The sequence below is a fragment of the Tepidibacter hydrothermalis genome (assembly GCF_029542625.1).
Classification (GTDB): Bacteria; Bacillota; Clostridia; order Peptostreptococcales; family Peptostreptococcaceae; genus Tepidibacter_A; species Tepidibacter_A hydrothermalis.
This window is the reverse complement of sequence record NZ_CP120733.1, coordinates 1,043,933-1,066,439: the sequence shown is the minus strand read 5'-3', so window position 1 is coordinate 1,066,439 and position 22,507 is coordinate 1,043,933. Positions and strand designations below refer to the sequence as shown.

Here is a 22,507-nt window from a genome sequence, read left to right as displayed (position 1 = left end):
AATATCATTATATCATAGTGATGCAAATTTACTATATATATTATATTATGAATTATAAATAAATTTTTAACCATATATATTTATTCTTTATTACACTTTCCATTGTAAACTTTTTTTATGAAGGGTTGACAAAAGAATGATTTATATTTATAATTTTTGTAAATGTAGTATGTAATTTAATTTTCAAACAAAATACATATTAGGAGGTCTTACTTATGAATAGTAAATTAAAAATAAATGACATAATATACGCAGCTTTATTTGCAGCTCTCACTAGTGTTCTGGGATATGTATCAATACCACTTCCATTTAGCCCGGTTCCAATAACGGGTCAAACTCTAGGAGTTATGTTAGCAGGATGCATATTAAATCCCCTACAAGCATTTTTAAGTATGCTAACATTTGTTCTTTTAGGCATTGCTGGTGCACCTGTGTTTTCTGGAGGTAGAGCAGGATTCAATATTATAGCTGGTCCTAGTGGTGGATATATAGTAGGTTTTATAATAGGTGCTGTAGTAATAAGTTATTTAAAAGGCAAAAATCCAAATACTCTTAAAATGACTTTAGCAACAATAGTTGGAGGAATTATAGTAATATATTTTATAGGTGGCTTATGGCTTAATCATGTGACTCAAATGGGATTATATAAATCTGTTATAGCAGGTGCTCTTCCTTTTATTCCAGGTGATCTTTTAAAAGCATTTATTGCAGTTTCAATAGGAAAAAGAGTATCTAAAGCCATTAATAATAAGGTTGCAGCATAATGGTATACATCGTCGGAGGACTTAGAAGCCCTATTGGTAAAACCAATGGGGCTTTTAAAGATACTCTTCCAGAAGATATTGTTGCTCAGCTTTTAAATAATCTTTTAAAAAAATATAATTTACAAAGAAAGTCTATGGATGAATTAATACTTGGAAACTGTGTAGGTCCAGGTGGAAATATAGCTAGATTATCTTTATTAAAAGCAGGTTTTCCATATCAAAGCGTTGGTACTACAATAGACTTTCAATGTGGCTCATCTCTTAAAGCTATTAACTTAGGTGCTTCTCTTATAAAATCAGGGCAGAGAGACTTACTTATAGTTGGAGGTGTTGAGAGTACATCTTTAGAGCCTAAAAAACAATATAATAAAAAAGATCCTCGTTATATAAATTCAGATATTTTTTATGAAAGAGCTCAGTTTTCTCCATTTGAAATAGGAGATCCAGATATGATTAAAGGTGCAGAAAACGTGTCTATTCTAAAGAATATTTCTAAAGATGAAATGGATAAATGGGCTCTAAAAAGCCATAAAAGAGCTTTATATGCAAGAGATAATAATCTTTTAAAGGATATACTATCACCTATTGATATAAAAAATAAAATAATAGATTATGATCAAGGAATAAAAAAAGCTATGAATGAAAGACTTTTAAAAAAAGTAAAACCAATATATGAAGGTGGTAATTTAACTGCTGGAAATTCATGTCTTACTCATGATGGAGGTGCTTTAATACTTCTTGCAAGTGAGAATGCTGTACATAAATACAATTTAAATCCTGTAGCAAAGTTTATAAATGAAGCTAATATTGGAGTTGATCCTAACTTATCACCTCTTGGGCCAATATCATCAATCAATTCTTTGCTTCAAAAAGAAAATCTAAATATAGATGATATAGATTTATTTGAGATAAATGAAGCCTTTGCAGTAAAAGTTATAGCGTGTATGAGAGATCTTAATATACCTGAGAATAAATTAAATATACTAGGAGGAGCTCTCGCATATGGACATCCTTACGGAGCCTCTGGAGCTATAATAATGCTTCATCTTATAAAATCACTGCAACTAACCAATAAGAAGCTCGGTATAGCAAGCCTAGGAGTGGCAGGTGGGCTTGGAATATCTACTTTAATAAAGAGGTGTTAAACATGCTTATCTATTCGAATTTTAAAAAATATTCTAGTATTCAACCCAATAAAATGGCTATACAAAAGGGGTAAAGTCTATCACCTATAAAAAACTAGATTATATAACAGATTTTATAGCTAAAAAACTTTTGACTATTTTAAATTCAAATAATAACGATAATGTTTTTATAAAACAGTCTGATGAAATATACTCTATTATTTATTTGATAAGCTTATCTAAGATAAATAAAACAAGTATATTAGTTGATGTAGATTTCAATGAAAATATATATCAAAATTTATATATCAAGGTAAAACCAAAATTAGTTATAGGTGATCATTTTAATTACAATGAGATAATAGATAATATGATTTACAATGGTTTTGATTATGATCCTATAGATTTCAATGTTTCTGTAAGTAGAGATAATATATTTTTAGGGTGTTTAAGTTCTGGTAGCACAGGAGATGCTAAGATTATATTTAAAAACCACAATTGTTGGGTTAAGGCCTTTAAGCATCAAAGTGATATATTTAAGATATCAAAAGATGATAAATTGTTTTTAGTTGGAAATTTAGTATATACAGCCAATTTAAACAGTGCTATTCATATGCTATATACGGGAGGAACAGTAGTTTTTTCTACTTCTAAATTCCCTAAAACATGGATAAAAGAAATTTATTCAAATAATATTACATCTATATTCATGGTTCCATCTCATTATAGACTTTTAGTTAACTCTATGAATGATGAAAATATATATATGAAATCCCTTCTAAGTTGTGGTTGTAAAATGGATATTAAAACCTTAAAAAATATAATTAAATTTTTTCCAAATGCTGTATTCCATGAATACTATGGAGCAAGTGAGCTTGGACATGTCTCTTTCATAAGTGCAGATAAAATACTAGAAAAACAAGAAAGTGTTGGAATAGCATTTCCAGATGTCAAAATACACATAGAAGATTCTATTATAAGCGTTACAAGCCCTTATATATCTCCTATGTACCCTAATACATATTCAGTTTCAGATATGGGTTATTTAAAAGACGATTATCTATATTTAACGGGAAGATTAGATAATATGATAAATAAAGCTGGATACAAAATAATACCCTCCAAAGTAGAGAGTATTATTTTAAATAGTAATATTATTGAAGATATATGCTTATTTGCGGTAAATGATAAAGTCAAATATCAAAAGCTGTGTGCATTTATAGTAAAATCAGATAACTTTAATGCTAATGTATTTAAAGAATATATCAAAAATAACCTTCCAAAAAATATGATACCTCAAATCATCAAATATGTGGATTTCATTCCTTTGAATTCAAGTGGTAAACCAGATGTCAAATTTATGAGTAAAAATCTCTAAACTTTAAGTTTGTTTTTTGCCTGTATCTGTTTTTTCCATGCATGAAGTCCTAAAGATAATCCTATTACTCCATAGGCTACAAATACTCTAAAATATTCTCCTATTTGAGCACTACCTAATAAGTTTTTACCAGCCTGTGGAGATACTATAAATAAAGTATGAAATAATATAGTTCCTATTATAGCCTGAGATATAGTAGCTCTTGATACAGATGCTCCTCCAATTAATAAGGCTGCTATAGCAAACATTCCAACCTGTTCATGGCTTCCATATGTGTTCAACGTTCCTAAATTTTGTAAAAATATCAGCTGTCCCCATCCTGCAAATACAGTAGATATTATTATAGATATTATTCTAATTTTATCAACAGCTATACCAGATACCTTTGCCACATGATTATCCTGACCTACTGCTTTAAAATCTTGACCTAATTTAGTTTTCATTATAAAAACATTAAATATACAAAGAAGGGTTACAACTAGTATAGTTACAACAGGTACTTTTATCATTTTAAATATAGGCTGAATCTGATTTAATAAAATAGAAGCTATGACAACAATTAAAAATATAGATAAATTTATAATATGTTTTTTAGTAAGTTTCTTATTCTTTAATCCTTTAAATAATATATATATAATGCTTATAATAGATGCAACAACTATAACATCAAGTATAGGAAACTTTACTATATTATCAAGGGCATACTTGATTCCTCCACTTAAATCTATAGTATTCTTTATACCAACGCCTCCACTAAGAACTAGTACAGGATTATTCATAGGAATTAATGTTCCAATTAAAAATAAGAATAATAATTGATATAATCCATTTGCAAAAAATCCTAATATCATACTAGCTATCATTTCTTGGCCTTTGGTTTTGTTTAATAGTTTTCCTGTTAAATATCCAAATAAAACTGCTATTGGAACTGTCAATAAAGCGGACAATATAAATCCCTGTATACCAGCTATTTTCCAATGTGTTACTGCTATTAAAGCTATCTGACCTGCCATGGCACCTATTACTATACCAAAGTTAAGACCCATACCTGCAAGTACAGGAATAATAAGTGAAAGAACTAAAAATGAATTTCTTGAAATTCTAGCGATTAGCTCATTTACTATAAATATCATAGGTTGGCCAGAGTACTTAACACCTATAAGGCATAAAATCACAAACATTATAGTAACTATATTATCAAACAACAATTCTTTTAAATTTATTGGTTTTCTTTTATTCTTAATTGTATTTTCTTCATTCATCCTACTTCCCTCCTTCTACTTTTGTTAATGCATATAAAATAATTCCATATTGTACTACAACCCTTGCCACCTCTGATAAGTTCCCTTGTGTAATTATTTTATTTGCAACAGGAAGTGCTATTGTCAAAAGTCCCTGAAATAAAAAAGTTCCAAGTATAACATGTGATATTTTTGCATTTTGGGCACTTGCTCCACCTATTAAAATCGCAGCTACTGCTGCAAATCCCATCATCATAGGAGCTTGATATAATTGAAAAAATCCATAGCTTTGGGCATACGTTATTATTCCTACTGCGCCCAAAATAGTTGATAACATAGTTCCTATTATTCTACTTTTATCAACATCAATTCCAGATGCTATTGCAAATTTTGGATTGTCTCCTACTGCCTTCATAGTAATCCCTGCTTTACTATTTAAAAATAAATAAACTAATAGACAAGATATTATAAAGAATATTAAAAGACCAGTAGGTATATTAACTTTACCTATATGAAATGATAAGAAATTGTTTAGTATTTTATCAAACCTTGAACTCAAAGAAATTGTGGTTCTAAGTCCATCACCTATAGGCCACTTTATCTCTGAACTACTAAAAGGAAGTATAAGCCATCCTATACACATCAAGGATATAGCAGAAAATCCTACATATGTAGATACCATCATTTCAGAACCTTTTACTTTATTGAGTAAAACTCCATAAAAATACCCTACAACAGCAGCTATTGGTATTGATATAATTACAGCTATAAAAAATGCACTAAATCCTCTTAGATTCATTTCAATACTTATAAGTCCTCCTAAAAGACCACATACTATTCCCAAAGGGATACCAAAATTAAGCCCTATTCCGCATAATATACCAGGAACCATAGCTAAAACCAATATTCCATTCATACCAGTTCTAACTAAAGTATCAGATAGTAGCATGTATATTGGAATTTTTAAAAAAACAGCCATCACACAAAGTATTATCAAAAAAGCTATTATAGTAGTTCTTGCAAACCCTAATTTTTTCGTAACATCTCTCATAGTTTCAACCACTTATATCTCCTCCTTTGCATGAATTTTTTTATATTCTCCAGCCATCATAAGTCCAAAATCCACATCACTATCTTGAGGTTTTAATATACCCTCTATTTTACCTTCTGCAACTATAGCTATTCTATTGCAAACAGATCTTAATTCACCAAGTTCACTAGATGTTACTATAATAGTCATACCGAGCTCTTTGTTTAATTTTACAAGTAAATCAAGAACTAATTTTTTCGCTCCAATGTCAATTCCTCTGGTAGGCTCCGATACAAACAATACATCTGGGTTTAAGGTTAAGGCTCTAGCTATACATACCTTTTGTTGGTTTCCTCCACTCAGCCTTCTAGTAATCTGAGTAGGCCCAGTACATCTTATATCAAGATCATTTATCATTTTAAGAGCATGATCTCTTATCTCTTTTTTATTTCTTTGAGTAAACAATCCATAATTTTTAATAAACTGCCCTTTAATCTGCATAGATGTTAATACTATATTTGTTTCTATAGAAGTATCTAGTAATAATCCAATACCTCGCCTATCTTCACTCACAAAAGCAATCTTATTATTTAAAGGATCTTTAGGAGAATTAAGCTTTAGTTTTTTACCTTTTAACAATACCTCTCCTTCACTCGGATAAAGGCCCATTATTCCATTTGTAATACCTATTTTGCCTTGACCTGCAAGACCTCCAATACCTAAAATTTCTCCTTTTTTAATATCTAGATTTACACCTTTAACATACTCTCCTGGCATAGATACTTTTAGATCTTTAATAGACATCATTATTTCTTCATTTTCATTATTAATTTCTTCATTAGTATTTAGACTTTCAATTTTTCTACCAACCATCAATTCTGCAAGCTGCATTACATCTGTATCTTTTTTATCAAGCGCTGCTACAAACTCTCCATCTCTTAGTATAGTTATATTATCAGCAGCTTCCATTACCTCATCTAATCTGTGAGTTATAAACAATATTGCAATACCTGAATCAGATATTATTTTCATAGCTTTTAATAAATTATCTGCCTCACTTTCTGTTAAAACTGCGGTAGGTTCATCAAATACCAAAAGTTTTATATTGCTCTTATCTATTTCTCTAGCAATCTCTATAAATTGCATATAGCCTACTGGAAGTCCTGAAACCTTTGACTTTTCATCAATATCTATTCCTAATTTATCTAGATCTTTTCTTGCATCTTTATTCATACTATCAAAATCTAGACTCTTTAAACTCGACCCCATAATCTTACTTAACATATTGTGTTTAGTAGTTTCTCTATTTAATTTTATATTCTCAGTTATATTAAATCCTGGAATAAGCATAAATTCCTGATGAACCATTCCTATCCCTAGGTTCATTGCTTCATTAGGAGACTTAATATCAACCTTTTTACCATCTATATGTATTTCACCTTCAAATCCACCAGTAGAATGAATAACCGGCATCCCAAATAATATGTTCATAAGTGTAGATTTACCAGCGCCATTTTCCCCTAAAAGAGCATGTATTTCTCCTTTTTTAGTTGACAAATTTATTCCCTTTAAAACTTGATTACCGAAATAATCTTTTTTAATGTTTTTCATTTGAATGACATATTCTTCACTCAACCCAAATCCCCCTTATATGTAAAAATTCGTCTAATGCTACGCATTGACTCATGTCGCCAACGAGTCCTACGGTCTTTGTTGCTCAAAATAATTGATACCATAGTACTTCCAGCAATATTTCTACAAATTAAAAAATATTATAATTTTTTATAGAGTAAATCAAGGTTGCCATAAAAAGGCAACCTTGTGCTTAATATCCCTATTTAGAAAGTTATATAATCTGAAAGTATCATGAAGAAATTATCAAATGTATTTCCTGTACTTTCATTAGTAAATGTAGTTAATTTCATTTCCATGCCTGATACATTTTTAAATATTTCTTCTATTTTTGCTTTATCTACTTTACCATTAGTATTTCCTTCTAAGAATGTTTTCGCATACTCAACTCCACTTTCAACAAACATCATATTAACTGGAACTGGCCATGTAGAAAATCTACCTGTTCCACCTTTTTCAGCTATTTTAGATTTTATCTCTTCAACTACATAATCAATATCACCTTTTTTATCATCAGGTATTTGAATTCCTAATGCTCCTGGGAATGCATGGTATGGAGATGGACAGCATGGTTGTGGATATATAGCTCCTTCTTCTAAGGCAGCTTTTATAAGCGGCTCTTGCATAGAACAGTTAGTACTAAAGAATGCTGTGTCTTTTCCAAGTTCAGCAACTTTTCTTGGAACATCTTCTAATATAAATTGCTGTGCTCCAGGAACACCTGCATCTCCTGTTGGATCTGGAGCTGTTGCATCTATAAATTCCATATCTAGCTTTTTACAAGTTTCTCTAAGTAAGTCTCTTCTCATTGCAAGTAATTGATATGACATGTGTCTTGGGAATGAGTAGTGAACAAGTTTTGTAGCACCCATTTTTTTAGCTTGCTCTGCTATAGTAGTTCCCATTCCAAGCTCATCTGCTTGAAATACTATATCAGCTTTTGATGCTATCATATCTGGATCTTCCCCAGGAACACCAACTATAAATAACATATCTGGTCTTATTTCTCTAGCCTTATCTATAGCTGCAGATACCCCTGGTATACCTTGAACTATAACAATTGCTTTCACTTGTGGATCTGTTGCCATACTCATAACATTTGCTATAGTTGTTTCTTGTTCTTTCATAAAGTTATCAGGATAAGTTTGAAGAACTATCATGTCACCATATTTTTTCTTCATTTTTTCTGCTGCTCTATATTCCTCTTCACCTTGAGATACAGTACCTGTCATAATTCCAATTTTAGAAATCTCTTCTTTCTCAGCTACTTGACCACAGCCAACCAATCCTATAATCATAACTGCTGCCATAAATATGGCTAAAATTTTCTTAATCATTTTTAACCCCCTTTTAATTTGTTAATATATAGATATGCATGTACTATATGTTTTCATGCACATTTTATTAATATTCCCAATTAAATTTACGTTTTTTAGCTATTAATTGAATAATCGCAATTAAGATTATTCTTTTTTTAGTTTTTTTTAAAATTTATTTTTTGTAAAATATATTTAAAATATATCTTAAATAAACTTTTTATAATCTATACTTTATATATATAGTTAAATTTTTCTGTTTTATAGCTAATTTTTAGGGAATAATATATTAGGTAATATTTTTATTATTCATTATCTATGCGATAGCATGAAACAAATTTTTTTATTTAGAAAGGGGATTTTTATGTCAAAAAAAGATTTATTAGAAAAAGGGGCTGTCCTTCAAAGAGATAAGGAAACTTACGCAATAGCACCACATCTACCTGGAGGAATTATAACAACTGATACATTAAGAAAAATTGCAGATGCTGCTGATAAATACAATGCACAGGCAGTAAAAGTAACATCGTCTCAGAGAATAGCACTTGTAGGTCTTAAAGAAGATGATATCGATAGTGCTTGGGAAGACTTAGGAATGAAGCCAGGAGCTGCTATAGGACTTTGTGTAAGAAGTGTTAAATTCTGTCCTGGAACAACATTCTGTAAAAGAGGACAACAAGATTCAGTTGGAGTAGGTATGAAGTTAGATGAACTATATCACGGAATGAATCTTCCAAATAAACTTAAAATAGGAGTTAGTGGATGTCCAAACTCATGTGCAGACAATCATTTTAGAGATATAGGAATTATGGGTACTCCTAAAGGATTTAGAATCCAAGTTGGAGGAAAAGGAGGGCTAAAACCTAGATTAAGCAATACTTTATTTGAACACGTTGATGAAGATGAAGTATTCCCAATAATAGATAAGGTAATCAAAGTATACTCAAAGAATGCAAAAAAACACGAGAGATTAGGTGCCTATATAGATAGGGTTGGATTTGAAGAATTTAAAAGAGAAATAGAATAAATAACAAAAAGACCCCTTTCGGGGTCTTTTAATTATTTATTCATACTGTCAGTAGTATTTTCCCAAAACTCTGCATGTTCTATACCATGCTTTTTAGAATTAAATACAGGATCTTTACCTTCTGCCATTTGATCTTCATAATCTTTAAGTGCTACAAGAGCAGGTTTTGCCATTATAAGTATAGCTATAACGTTTAGCCATGCCATGGCACCAACACCTATATCTCCTAAAGCCCAAGCTAAGTTTGCAGTCTTTATAGCACCATAGAAAGTTGCTCCAAGCATTGCAAATCTTAAAACATTTATTAATGATTTATTCTTACTCTTTCTAATTAAATAAGCTACATTAGTTTCAGCAATATAATAATATGCCATTAAAGTAGTAAATGCGAAGAAAAATAATGCTATAGCTACAAACGCACCACCAAAAGATGGGAACAATGTTTCAACAGCTTTTTGAGTATATATAGGACCTATTTCAACATCGCCTAAATTATTAGCTATAAAGCCTCCAGCTCCATCATAAATATTGTACATACCAGTGATTAAAATCATAAATCCAGTAGCTGAACAAACGAATAAAGTATCTATATATACTGAAAACGCTTGAACTAATCCTTGTTTTGCAGGATGTGAAACCTCAGCTGCAGCTGCTGCATGCGGGCTAGTTCCTTGACCTGCTTCATTTGAGTAAATACCACGTTTAACTCCCCAAGAAATAGCCATACCTAGTATACCAGCAAAAGCAGGTTGTGCTCCAAACGCACTCTTGAATACTAATGATATAACTGCAGGTAGTTCAGATATATTTACAATTATTACAACAAGTGCAACCAATATATAACCAGTAGCCATAACAGGTACTATTATTTCAGCCGCTTTACTTATACGCTTAACTCCACCAAATATTATAAGACCTAAAAATACAATTAATATTATTCCTGTTATTGTTGGAGTTACTCCAAATGCATTATTAAGTCCTGCTGCTATACTGTTAGATTGAACTCCCGGTAAGAAGAATCCCATCGCTACTATAGTTGCTATTGCAAATGTAGTCGCATACCATTTATTTTGCATTCCTTTTTCTATATAGTATGCTGGTCCTCCACGATACTCTCCATCTTGCTCAACCTTATATATTTGAGCTAAAGTAGCCTCAACATAAGCTGAACCTGCTCCTAAAAATGCTATTGCCCACATCCAAAATAATGCTCCTGGTCCTCCCATTGCTATAGCCGTTGCAACCCCTGCTATATTTCCAGTTCCTACACGACCGGATACAGATAGTGCAAATGCTTGGAACGAAGAAACACCTTGTTCTGATGATGATCCTCCAAATAATAATCTTACCATATCCTTAAGAAGCCTGATTTGTAAAAAACGAGTTCTGAAAGAAAAGTATATCCCTGCTCCTAAACATAGAATAATAAGTGCTTTACTCCAAATCAATCCATTAATGACACCGACTAGCTGTTCCATATAATTCCTCCTTTTAATCTTTTTTGATTTTTGACTCCAAAAACAAAACTTGAAATTATAAAACATTGAAAAGTAAAACTAAAATCTAAAAACGATAAGTAAAACGAAAAGATATAAAGAAAAGTAATCAAAAAAGTCAAACCATATTTGATTTGACCTCTGGGATATATTCCAATAAGAATAATCTCTGTCCTTTTACCTGAGAGTTTGACTAATATTTCTATTAGCTTTCCCCTTCGGTGCTCTTTGTAGAGTCTCTCCAGAGGCTCGTCTGATAACGTTTTTTCATTATCTTCATCCGAACTGTTCGATTAATCTTATTATATGATAACCTTCAGTCAAATGTCAATGATTTTTCTTAATTTTCTAACTCTTTGAAATATTTATACTTTATTGAATTTTTTACCTATTTAAAAATTAATATTTAATAGTTATAAAAAACGTTTGTACTTTAATTAAATTTTAGAAAAACTTTTTTATTTAATTACTATCACAATATAGATATTGTGTGCATTTTCTCCATAATAATTCTAAGTAAAAATTGTATTAAATGCCAAATATAAATCCTTATAGTTAATATATATTTTCTGATTTTTTGTAATTTTATTGTTTATTGCCTTCTATGGTAATATATTGTAAAATTAATATGTCAAATTTAATTCTACTTAGGAGGTTTTATCTTGAATATAGCATTAATTGGAGCTGGAACTGGTGGTAAAAATATTATACAAGCAATAAATGATACTGACTCTATAAATATTTCTTTAGTTATAGATACAAATTTAGATGCACCAGGTATAATACTTTGTAAAAATTTAGGTATAGATTATTCTCAATCTATAGATGATTTAAACAATAAAAATATTGATTTAATAATAGAAGCTACTGGAAACAATAACGTTGCTAAATTATTGCAAGAAAAGTTTAGTCATAAACACACTATAATAGATTCTACTGGTGCGCGTTTAGTAATGACTCTAGTAAATAAAAATATAGATACACTATCTCAACTTAGCAACCATATTTCTATAATTAGAGATACTTCAAACATAGTAAAAACTGAATTATCCGACATATCATCATCAATAGATAATATGCACGGTATAAGTGATATACTTTTAAATTCTACTCAAACTTCTATAGCACACATACAAGATACTGATAAAATAATACAATATGTAAATAAAATAGCCAATCAAACCAAAATACTTGGTATAAACGCTACTATAGAAGCTGCAAGAGCTGGACAAGCTGGAAAAGGATTCTCTGTAGTTGCAAATGAAGTTCAAAAACTAGCTACAAATAGCGAAGGATTTGCTAAAGAAATTAATGAAATACTCGTAAAAATAACAGATGAGATAAAAACAATATCAGCTGAAGTAGATAAACTAAAAAATCTTTCACAAATTCAAACAGATTCATCTAATAAAGTTCAAGTTGCTGTTGATAAACTAATAACAGAAACTTCTATTTAAAAATTCGCTTCATGCTAACGCATGGCTCATGTCGCCAACGAGTCCTACGGGCTCCGTTGCTCAAAATAGTTGAAATTATAGATTTTTAATAAATGTTATCTATTAGATTCAAAATCATATAGTTTCCTTAGAAATAAAAAAATACGCCATATCCATGGCGTATTTTTTTATAATAAAGGATATAAGTCTATATCCTCTTTAGATATTCTCTTTTTTATGGTATCAAATATATACTTAGATTCTTTTTTAAATTCATCCAAGCTATTCATAATCTTACTTTTAGTATTAAATTTGTTTTTGTAGTCTGTAAATACCTCACATATACTTCCCATCTCATCTATATATTTATTAGCTTTATTTCTCACACTAATATTATCGTGTTTTGCTAACTTAGGATATAAAAATTTATCTTCAGTATCTAAATGTATTTTTAACTTACCTGCAAGTATACTTATACTCTTAGCTATATCATTTGAGTCCTTTTCAAAATCATTATTTTTCATAAGTTTATCTATAATTTTTATAGTATTTATAATTTCAACATGTTGTCTTTTCAAATTTGTCATACTAGCCATATTCTCCATCCCCTTAATTGTTATTTTATATGTAAATTATAACAACTGAACCTTTCTTTGTAGGTAACATAGGTTACTTGGGATATTTTTTAATCTAATATTTTAACATCAGTCATATGACTTCTTTTTCCAAGTTTTAGAACTTCTATACCTTTAGAATTTTTAGTAGATTGAATCTCTATATCCTTGGTATTTATAGTAGAGAATTTTTTATTATTTTTATAAAGTTCTAAATCCACATCATTTCTTATATAAAGCATGCGAACTAGTTCTGATTTATCAGAATAAGCCTTCACAAGCTTTCTTCTATTAGTTTTAGTTTTATAGTTCTCAATATGAGTTTTAGCTATCTTTGCATCCTTAAAACAATAAAGCATATACCCTTCATAATTATTAGAAAGACACATATATATAATATTTTCATCTTCTTTTAACTTTAATATATTAGTTAAATACTCACCTAGAGAACTAGCTTTGCAATCAGCAACTTCATAAACTTTTAATTTATATAAATTCTGTTTATCTGAAAACAGTAGAATCTCATCCTTATTATTAGCATCTATTTCTTGTATCATAAAATCTTCATCTTTAAGTTTTTGCTCTGAAAAAGATCTAAGAGAGGCAAGAGATATTTTTTTAAAGTAGTTTTCATTAGTTAAAAACAACTTAACATTATAATCATTTATTAAATGCTCTTCTTTTATCTCTTTTATATCTTCATTACTTATTATTTCAGTTTTTCTAGGTTTTTTATATTTTTTAGAAACCTCTTTTAATTCTTTTATTATTATGTTCTTTATTTTTTTCTCACTTTTAATTGTTTCATTAAGATTTTTTAAATCAGACTGTAAAGTTTTTATATTATTTAACTGCTTTAATATATATTCTTTATTTAAATTTCTAAGCTTTATCTCAGCTATATATTCCGCCTGAATTTCATCTATATTAAAACCTTTCATCAAATTAGGTATAACTTCTTTATCCTCTTTAGTATTTCTAATTATATCAATAGCTTTATCTATATCAAGAAGAATCTTTTCAAGACCTAAAAGAAGATGTAATCTATCTGTCTTTTTCTCTATATCGTATTGTAGATATCCTTTTATGCAATTAACTCTAAAATCAACCCATTCTCTTAAAACCGACTTTACGCCTAATACCTGTGGTTGTCCATTTATTAACATATTAAAATTGCAAGAAAAACTATCTTCAAGAGTAGTCATCTTATAAAGTTTATGCATAATTAAGTCTACATCAGTATTTCTTTTTAAGTCCAAAGTTACCTTAAGACCACTTAAATCCGTTTCATCTCTAACATCTGATATTTCTTTAATTTTATTATCCTTAACAAGATCTATTATCTTATCTATTATAGTCTCTATATTAGTTGTATACGGAATTTCATATATTTCTATACAATTATTTTTTTTATCATATCTATACTTAGCTCTTAACTTAAAGCTCCCTTTTCCTGTTTCATATATCTTTCTCATTTGCTCTTTTGAATATATTATATATCCACCAGTTGAGAAGTCTGGAGCCTTTATATAATCACTTATATCCACATCTTCATCTTTAATATAATTAATAGTAGCAGTACATACTTCTTCCAAGTTAAAACTACATATACTACTAGACATTCCAACTGCTATACCTTGATTTGCATTTACAAGTACATTAGGATATGTTGTAGGTAAAAGTAAGGGTTCCTTTAAAGTTCCATCATAATTATCTACAAATTTTACAGTATTTTTATCTATATCCTTAAAAATTTCTTTGCATATATCATCTAATTTTACCTCTGTATATCTAGGTGCCGCAAAGCTCATATCCTTAGAATATTTTTTACCAAAGTTTCCTTTAGAATCTATAAATGCATGAAGTAGGGAATCATTTCCTCTTGTAAGCCTAACTAACGTCTCATATATAGCCATATCTCCATGAGGATTTAACTTCATAGTTTGTCCAACAACATTTGCCGACTTTGTTTTATTTGAATTTAAAAGCCCCATTTTATACATAGTATATAATAACTTTCTATGACTAGGTTTAAACCCATCTATTTCAGGAATAGCTCTTGATACTATTACACTCATAGCATACGGCATATAATTTTCTTCCAGTGTTTTGGTAATATTTTGTTTGTCTATATTTTCAATCATAAATCTTCACTCCCCTTAACTAACATCTGTCACATCGATATAATTATGCCCATTCTCAGCTATGAATCTTTTTCTTTCTTTGATATCGTCCCCTAGTAACATATCAAATACAAATTGTGTTTTATCAACATCTTCAGGAAGCACTTGAATAAGTCTTCTACTTTCAGGATTCATAGTAGTTTGCCACATCATCTCAGGTTCATTCTCACCAAGACCCTTTGACCTTTGTATAGTATATTTTCCCTTTATCTTAGATAATATATTATTTTTTTCTTTTTCATTATAAGCAAAATAAGTTTTTCTAGATGTATTTATTTCAAACAATGGCGATTCGGCAATATATACCTTTCCTTGTTCTATTAACATAGGTACCAATCTGTAAAGCATTGTAAGTATAAGCGTTCTAATCTGGAATCCATCTACATCTGCATCGGTACATATTATTATCTTATCCCAATTTAAATTGTTCATATCAAAAGTATTCAATTCCTTATTGTGCTTAGATTCTATTTGAACACCGCATCCAAGGACCTTTAATAAATCTGTTATTATATCACTTTTAAATATTTTATCATAATCAGCTTTAAGGCAGTTAAGTATCTTACCTCTAACAGGTATTATAGCTTGAAATTCTGCATTTCTTCCCATTTTACAAGAACCAAGTGCAGAATCTCCCTCAACTATAAATAATTCTCTCTTACTAATATCCTTAGTTCTACAATCAACAAACTTTTTTACTCTATTTTTTATATCTATATTTCCACCTAACTGCTTCTTAATATTTATTCTAGTTTTTTCAGCTCTTTCTCTACTTCTTTTATTAACCAGAATTTGTTCACATATTTTATTTGCTTCTAATTTATTCTCTATAAAATATATCTCTAATTTTTCTTTTAATAAGTCAGTTATAGACTCTTGTATAAATTTGTTAGTTATAGATTTTTTAGTTTGGTTTTCATAACTTGTTATTGTAGAAAACGAATTTGTAACTAATATTAAACTATCCGATATATCTATAAAGCTTATCTTTTTCTCACCTTTATTATATTTGTTATTCTCTTTTAAGTACTTATCTATCATATATATAAATGCATTCTTAACGGCCTTATCAGGAGATCCTCCATATTCTAAGAAACTAGAGTTATGATAGTATTCAATTAAATTAATTTCATTATTAAAACAAAATCCTACCTGTACTTTAAGTTTATACTCTGGCTTGTCCTCTCTATCTCTACCACGTCTTTCATCTTCATATAATTGTACACCAGTAAATCCTTTTGAATTGTTTACCTCATCTATGTAATCTAAAATACCATTTTCATAACAATAATCGTAATTATTACCGGTTTCTTCATCATAAATATTAAATTTAATATTTGAATTTACTATAGCTTGTTTTTTAATTATATCGTTATAATAGTCTATATCTATTTTTATATCAGTGAACACCTCTATGTCAGGCTTCCACTTTATTATAGTTCCAGTATGTTCATAATCACACTTTTCTTTTTTAAGACCACCTATATTTTCACCTTTTTCAAAATGAAGGTCATACTTATACCCATCTCTATAAACCGTAACATCCATATATTCTGAACTATATTGAGTAGCACAACTTCCTAGTCCATTAAGCCCTAAACTAAATTCATAATTTTCACCCGAATTATTCTTATACTTACCACCCGCATATAATTCACAAAATACTAGTTCCCAGTTATATCTATCTTCTTTTTCATTATAATCAAGAGGTATTCCTCTTCCTCTATCTTTTATCATTATAGAATTATCAATACATCTTGTTATTTCAATTATATTTCCAAAGCCTTCTCTTGCCTCATCTATAGAATTTGATAATATTTCAAATACAGAGTGCTTACATCCTTCAATACCATCAGAGCCAAATATTACACTAGGTCTTAATCTAACTCTGTCTGCCCCCTTAAGAGATGATATACTATTATTTCCATAATCGTTGTTTTTGTTCATATATATTACCACCTTCTATTTTAATTTCCTATTTTACACTACACAAAACCTATGTTCGTGTCAAGATTATAATTCTATCTTTAATAAAATTATATAATTTCCAATCTATAGTATTGCATTGATTAAAGAACTAAATTAACAACTTTTTTTGAGCATCCAAGCCTGTTAGAACTCATTGGCGACATTAGCTATGCGTTGGCACTCAGGGAATTTTTGTATATATAATTTAAATTATATGAATTTAACTATATTTAGAGTCAATAATACATAGTATAATTATCTAAAATACTAAAATTGGTATAATCCTATGTATTAAATTTTTTTATAACGAATAGGAAATTATAATCATCTTCAAACTGTGTATAAATATAATTTCCTTTATGAGTTTCAAAAAAGTTTACACTTAAAATTTTTTTAAAGAAGAACTTTTTTATTGTATGGAGGTGTTTTATTGATGCAAAAAGATATTGTAATAGATATACATAAAGAAATACTAGATTCTGTATTAAATCTAGATCTTTCTGACAAGATTTCACGTTTATTTTTAAAAAATAATATAGATAATTATTTGTTTATAGCAAATATAAATAATATGATAAAAAACCGAGACTATACATGTAAATCTATATTAAACCTTTGCCAAAATATATTAGACAATATCCACCCCAATTTAAGTAAATCTGATTGGCTAAGCTACACCTACAATATGATTTTATACAAATCATTTCCAGACTCTGTAGAAATAGATCCAGCAGACATTTGCGAACCTATAAAACTTGCTTGTAATATATATATAGAAATTATTAGAGTATTTTGTAAATACGAAAAGACATTTAATACTTCAAGTTTTTATATACAATATCCTCTAAATTTTTTAGATAAGAACGAAATTGATTCACTTGATGCAAAATCAGAATATACCCGTTTTTTAAGATATTTCAATAACGAATACATATATGAAATGATGAAGCTAAATCAAGAAATTCTAAATCACAATACACTAGATCACATATGTGGAGTACATCATCTAGCACTTGGTATAGCACGACAAATTAAAAACTTGGGAATTCCTATAGACTTAGGAAGAGTTTCTGGAAGTGCTGCTGGTCATGATCTAGGAAAATTCGGATGTAAAAAAAGTGAATCAAAACGTGTTCCTTATCTACATTATTATTATACTGATAAATGGTTTAAAAAACATCACATAACATACATTGGTCATATAGCTCTCAATCACTCTGTTTGGGATCTAGAGCTTGAAAATCTTTCTATAGAATCTTTAATACTTATATACTGTGATTTTCGTGTTAAAAACAATGATAATTCTCAGATGAGTATATTTAGCTTAAACGAATCTTTTAATATTATACTTCAAAAACTTGATAATGTAGATGACTTAAAGAAAAAAAGATATTCAAAAGTCTATGCAAAACTTAAAGATTTTGAGAATTATCTAATTCATATAGGTGTGGATTTAGGATATTCTGACTTAAATTTAGATAAAATAAAAACACCATACTACTCTTTAATAACTGGAAATAAAATAATAGATAACATAAAATATTTATCAGTTCATCACAATATAAATTTGATGCACAAACTTAGAAATGAATATTCTCTTAATTACATATTAGAACTTGCTAGAAGCGAGAATGATGGAGACAATATAAGAAAATATCTTCAAGTTTTTGATGAATATTCAACCTATTTAACTCAAAACCAAAAAATAGTTATGTTAAAATTTTTATATGAAAATTTAGTTCATCCTGATGAGGATATAAGAAAGCAATGTGCATATTTAATAGGTAATTTAATAGCAGTATTCGATGAAAATTACAGAAAAGAAATACCTAATGATGTTAAATTGAATAACCCTCTTACTACTAGCTATTCTCTTTTATGTGATTACCTAAACTTATTTATAAATCCAGACCATAAAATAATAGAAATTCATAAAAAATGGATAGGATATAATATATCAGTTATGTTTTCTTCATTATTTAAAAATTGTAATGAGTCTCAAATCAAGACCTATAAAAGGATAGTATTTAGTTATTATAAAAAATACTTCAATAAAAATAACAGTATTAAGCTTTATCTAATAAATGCAATAAAATATATCCCTATAACAAATGATGATTTTGTACTTATAGATTATATATTATCCGCTTTAAACAGTGACAATGATAATATAAGAATATCCGCTTTAAATATAATCTATATAATTTTAAATAAAGAAAATAATAATTTTAATTCAAACAAAAATATAAATGAATTCTTTGAAAAAAGCATATTCAAATCTACAATATCAGCAGAAAATTTCTTAAAATTTAAAATTTCAACTAAATTAAATTTAAATACTACCACTTTAAACAAGTACAAATCATTCTATTTAAGTGATGAATCCAAAATAGGAAGTGTATTTTTAAGCAATTTAAAAACTTTAACTCCTTGGATTATAAAAAAGATTAATATAGATTTATTATTTGAATACAATGTGAAAAATTTAAACAATATGGCTTATACTGCTATGCACTTTTGTAACCTTTTAAAAGTAAGCGGTATAGAAAGCGTTAGAAATACTGCTGGGAAAAATATCATAAAAATAATGCCTTACCTATCACTTGAAGAAAGAAATGATATTTCAATAGAACTCCTTAGATCTCTTGAAATAGAGAAATATCAATTTAGTAAATATATACCTGATTATTTAGGTGAAATCATACTTTACCTGCAACCAATTGAACTAGACGAAATTATAGATGATTTTACTCAAAAAATAAAGCAATCAAACAACCAAATAGCATCATTAGTTCTTGAAACAGTTGGAATCACTTTAAAAAATTATCCTAAATACAAAGATAGATTCTCTGAAAATGAAGATATCTCAAACAAAAGACTTACAAAAATGTTAGGAATTTTGCTCAATGGACTTGCTCATTATGATTATCATATTAAGCAGACTTCATTCAAAGTCATAGGAAGACATATATTTGCATCTAAAAGACTTAATATGGAAAGCAAGAAGAATATATTTAAACTCATAGCTAAAAAACTATTGGTTTTAATAGATTCAATCGAATCAAAAGATATAGTATTTTTTACTAATGCAGCAACCTTAAATCAAGTATATAGATTCATAAATGAATATACATTTGCAAAGAAAGATATCTCTATAAATGTTCCATCTAAAGTAGCTTTCTTCCCAGGCACCTTCGATCCTTTTTCTGTTGGTCACAAGGAAATTGCTAAAGCTATTCAAAATTTAGGATTTGAAGTTTATCTTTCTGTAGATGAATTTTCTTGGTCAAAAAAAGCTCAACCTAATTTATTTAGAAGAAATATAATAGATATGTCTATAGCTAATGAGCCTAATATTTACTTATATCCAGAAGATATACCTATTAATATTTCTAATCCTAAGGATTTAAAAATACTTAGTGACAGTTTTCCTGAATCTGATATTTCTATAGTAATAGGAAGCGATGTAATACTTAATGCATCAGCATACAAAAAAACTGTTTCCGATTATTCTATACACAATTTTTCTCATATTATTTTCAAAAGAAATATAAAAGATTCTACTAATCTTGATAATAAACTTAAGTCTCAAATTGATAAACTAGAAAAAAATGCTATACTACTTAATTTACCTGCTCAATACGAAGATGTGAGTTCTACACAAATAAGAGACTATATAGATGAAGATAGAGATATTTCAGAGCTTTTAGACCCTCTTTCACAAAAGTATATATATGAAAAAGGATTGTACCAAAGAGAACCTCAATATAAAGCTCTTATGAAGACTATATCTATAGATATAAATGTAGTCACTGATATATCTGAAGATTTGATAAATAGAATAGATTTAGAGTTTTCAGGTGGAAATAATTACAATATAAAAAAGCTTTATAATAATTTAAAAGCATGCAATACCAAGATCTTGTATATACAAGATTCTAGTAAAAATAATAAACTATTAGGATTTTGCTTATTCCATCAACTAAATTGGAGTATGCTTTATAAAGAGTTTAAAAATCACTCCACCTCTGAATACGTACGCCAAAATGTAATAGGAAAAGCAGTTGTAGTAGATTATATATCATGTGTAAACGACTATGAAATAAAAAATCTAGAACAAATATTAATAACAGAAGTTTTATCTTTTTGTATAAAAAGAGACTATACTTATGCTATATACAAGAATAATGATAATTTGACTAAATCCGTTCACGAAACATTAAAACTTCAAGGATTTTTAGAAGTATCAGATGAAGATTTAGATCCTATTTACATAGTCAATATGACAAATCCTTGTGTATTGACATTGGATGTTGAATCTTTTATAAAAGCTCCATTTGTAGATAGCAATAATGTAAAAAAAACCATATTAAAATCCAGAAAAAAATTGCAAAAATCACTCAGCTCTATTTATCCTGGAAACCTTGTTTTATCTTTTGATAAAACAATTTTATATGAAAATTTAATACAAAAGGTATGTAATGAAAATAAAGTTCCTACTATAACCTCAAAACCTAGAAAGCTTGGAGATTCTATGTGTGTTCCATTTGGTAACCTATTAAAAGGAATTGTAGTTCCAAACACTGTTACTAAATCTCTTCATACAGAAAAATTATTCAATCCTAGCTTAACCGATTTTACTATTGCTTCATATCCTTACTACCTTGACCTTCAAAGTCAGATTAAAACAATAGCATCATTTGATAAAAATGTGATTCTTATAGACGATATTTTGAATAAAGGATATCGAATAAAAGCTATTGATCCTATATTAAAGGAGCAAAATGTAAATGTTAATAAAATTATAGTTGGTATATTATCAGGTAGAGGTAAAGAACTTATGGATATACAAAATAGGGCTATAGACTGTGCTTATTTTATTCCAAACCTAAGACTATGGTTTAATGAAAATGCAATGTATCCATTTATAGGAGGAGATACTCTATGGAGAGGAGTTGCTCCTAAAAGAAATCTAATTCCTTCTATTAATATGTTATTCCCTTATACCTCTTTGTCTTTTGTAAAAAATGCATCTAAATCGTCTTTATACGAATTATCAAGAGTTTGTATCCAAAACTCTATAGATATACTAAAATCTATAGAAAAAGAATACGAAAAAATACACAAGCGAAAACTAACTTTAAATCACCTTGGTGAGGTATTAAAGGCACCTAGATATCTAGATCATGGTAAAAATATGAATTACGATCTAAATTTAAATCCATCTCATTATTTAGAAAATGACTTAGAACTTTTAAAGCGTATGAAAAATATAATAGTTTAGAATTGGAGATGATT

14 protein-coding genes and 1 riboswitch are annotated in these 22,507 nt (G+C 28.5%); of the genes, 6 read left to right on the top strand and 8 right to left on the bottom strand.

The annotated features are described in order from the left end of the window. Positions 1-215: 215 nt before the first annotated feature. From P4S50_RS04520 to P4S50_RS04510, 3 genes are all read left to right on the top strand, one after another. Complete coding sequence (locus P4S50_RS04520) at positions 216-764, top strand: biotin transporter BioY (protein WP_277733369.1); 549 nt, start codon at positions 216-218, stop codon at positions 762-764. Then, the gene (locus P4S50_RS04515; RefSeq protein WP_277733368.1) at positions 764-1,909 is read left to right on the top strand and encodes a thiolase family protein; all 1,146 of its coding nucleotides are present in this window, start codon (positions 764-766) and stop codon (positions 1,907-1,909) included. Before P4S50_RS04520 ends, P4S50_RS04515 begins: the two co-directional genes overlap by 1 nt. 79 nt (positions 1,910-1,988) lie before the next feature. Continuing rightward, on the top strand, positions 1,989-3,266 hold the full coding sequence (locus P4S50_RS04510) for an AMP-binding protein (RefSeq protein ID WP_277734674.1): 1,278 nt from the start codon (positions 1,989-1,991) through the stop codon (positions 3,264-3,266). Here P4S50_RS04510 and P4S50_RS04505 read toward each other — a convergent pair. From P4S50_RS04505 to P4S50_RS04490, 4 genes are all read right to left on the bottom strand, one after another. Continuing rightward, positions 3,263-4,528: an ABC transporter permease subunit gene (locus P4S50_RS04505; protein ID WP_277733367.1), complete on the bottom strand. Its 1,266-nt coding sequence runs from the start codon at positions 4,526-4,528 to the stop codon at positions 3,263-3,265. The genes P4S50_RS04510 and P4S50_RS04505 overlap by 4 nt on opposite strands. A gap of 1 nt (position 4,529) precedes the next feature. Beyond that, positions 4,530-5,570, bottom strand: coding sequence for an ABC transporter permease subunit (locus P4S50_RS04500; protein WP_277733366.1), 1,041 nt, complete (start codon positions 5,568-5,570; stop codon positions 4,530-4,532). Then, on the bottom strand, positions 5,571-7,172 hold the full coding sequence (locus P4S50_RS04495) for a sugar ABC transporter ATP-binding protein (protein ID WP_277733365.1): 1,602 nt from the start codon (positions 7,170-7,172) through the stop codon (positions 5,571-5,573). 203 nt (positions 7,173-7,375) lie between these two features. Continuing rightward, a complete protein-coding gene (locus P4S50_RS04490) occupies positions 7,376-8,506 on the bottom strand; it encodes a DUF3798 domain-containing protein (protein WP_277733364.1) in 1,131 nt (376 codons plus the stop codon). A gap of 343 nt (positions 8,507-8,849) precedes the next feature. On the opposite strand from P4S50_RS04490, the gene P4S50_RS04485 reads away from it, so the two are divergent. Then, positions 8,850-9,512 (top strand): nitrite/sulfite reductase domain-containing protein, encoded by a 663-nt coding sequence (locus P4S50_RS04485; protein ID WP_277733363.1) that lies wholly within the window; start codon positions 8,850-8,852, stop codon positions 9,510-9,512. A gap of 32 nt (positions 9,513-9,544) precedes the next feature. Here P4S50_RS04485 and P4S50_RS04480 read toward each other — a convergent pair whose 3' ends face one another. Beyond that, entirely contained in the window at positions 9,545-10,990 is a 1,446-nt protein-coding gene (locus P4S50_RS04480; protein WP_277733362.1) for an alanine/glycine:cation symporter family protein, read from the bottom strand. Between the two features lie 177 nt (positions 10,991-11,167). Next, positions 11,168-11,263, bottom strand: a riboswitch (glycine riboswitch). A gap of 407 nt (positions 11,264-11,670) precedes the next feature. Here P4S50_RS04480 and P4S50_RS04475 point away from each other — a divergent pair. After that, positions 11,671-12,465, top strand: coding sequence for a methyl-accepting chemotaxis protein (locus P4S50_RS04475; RefSeq protein WP_277733361.1), 795 nt, complete (start codon positions 11,671-11,673; stop codon positions 12,463-12,465). A 167-nt stretch (positions 12,466-12,632) separates the two neighbouring features. Here P4S50_RS04475 and P4S50_RS04470 read toward each other — a convergent pair whose 3' ends face one another. The 3 genes from P4S50_RS04470 to P4S50_RS04460 all read right to left on the bottom strand — a co-directional run bounded on the left by P4S50_RS04470 (position 12,633) and on the right by P4S50_RS04460 (position 17,188). Continuing rightward, the gene (locus tag P4S50_RS04470; RefSeq protein ID WP_277733360.1) at positions 12,633-13,040 is read right to left on the bottom strand and encodes a hemerythrin domain-containing protein; all 408 of its coding nucleotides are present in this window, start codon (positions 13,038-13,040) and stop codon (positions 12,633-12,635) included. 89 nt (positions 13,041-13,129) lie between these two features. Beyond that, positions 13,130-15,202, bottom strand: coding sequence for a DNA gyrase/topoisomerase IV subunit A (locus tag P4S50_RS04465; protein ID WP_277733359.1), 2,073 nt, complete (start codon positions 15,200-15,202; stop codon positions 13,130-13,132). Positions 15,203-15,217: 15 nt separating this feature from the next. Next, on the bottom strand, positions 15,218-17,188 hold the full coding sequence (locus tag P4S50_RS04460; RefSeq protein ID WP_277733358.1) for a DNA gyrase/topoisomerase IV subunit B: 1,971 nt from the start codon (positions 17,186-17,188) through the stop codon (positions 15,218-15,220). A 454-nt stretch (positions 17,189-17,642) separates the two neighbouring features. On the opposite strand from P4S50_RS04460, the gene P4S50_RS04455 reads away from it, so the two are divergent. Further along, complete coding sequence (locus P4S50_RS04455; RefSeq protein ID WP_277733357.1) at positions 17,643-22,493, top strand: nicotinate-nicotinamide nucleotide adenylyltransferase; 4,851 nt, start codon at positions 17,643-17,645, stop codon at positions 22,491-22,493. Positions 22,494-22,507: the final 14 nt, after the last annotated feature.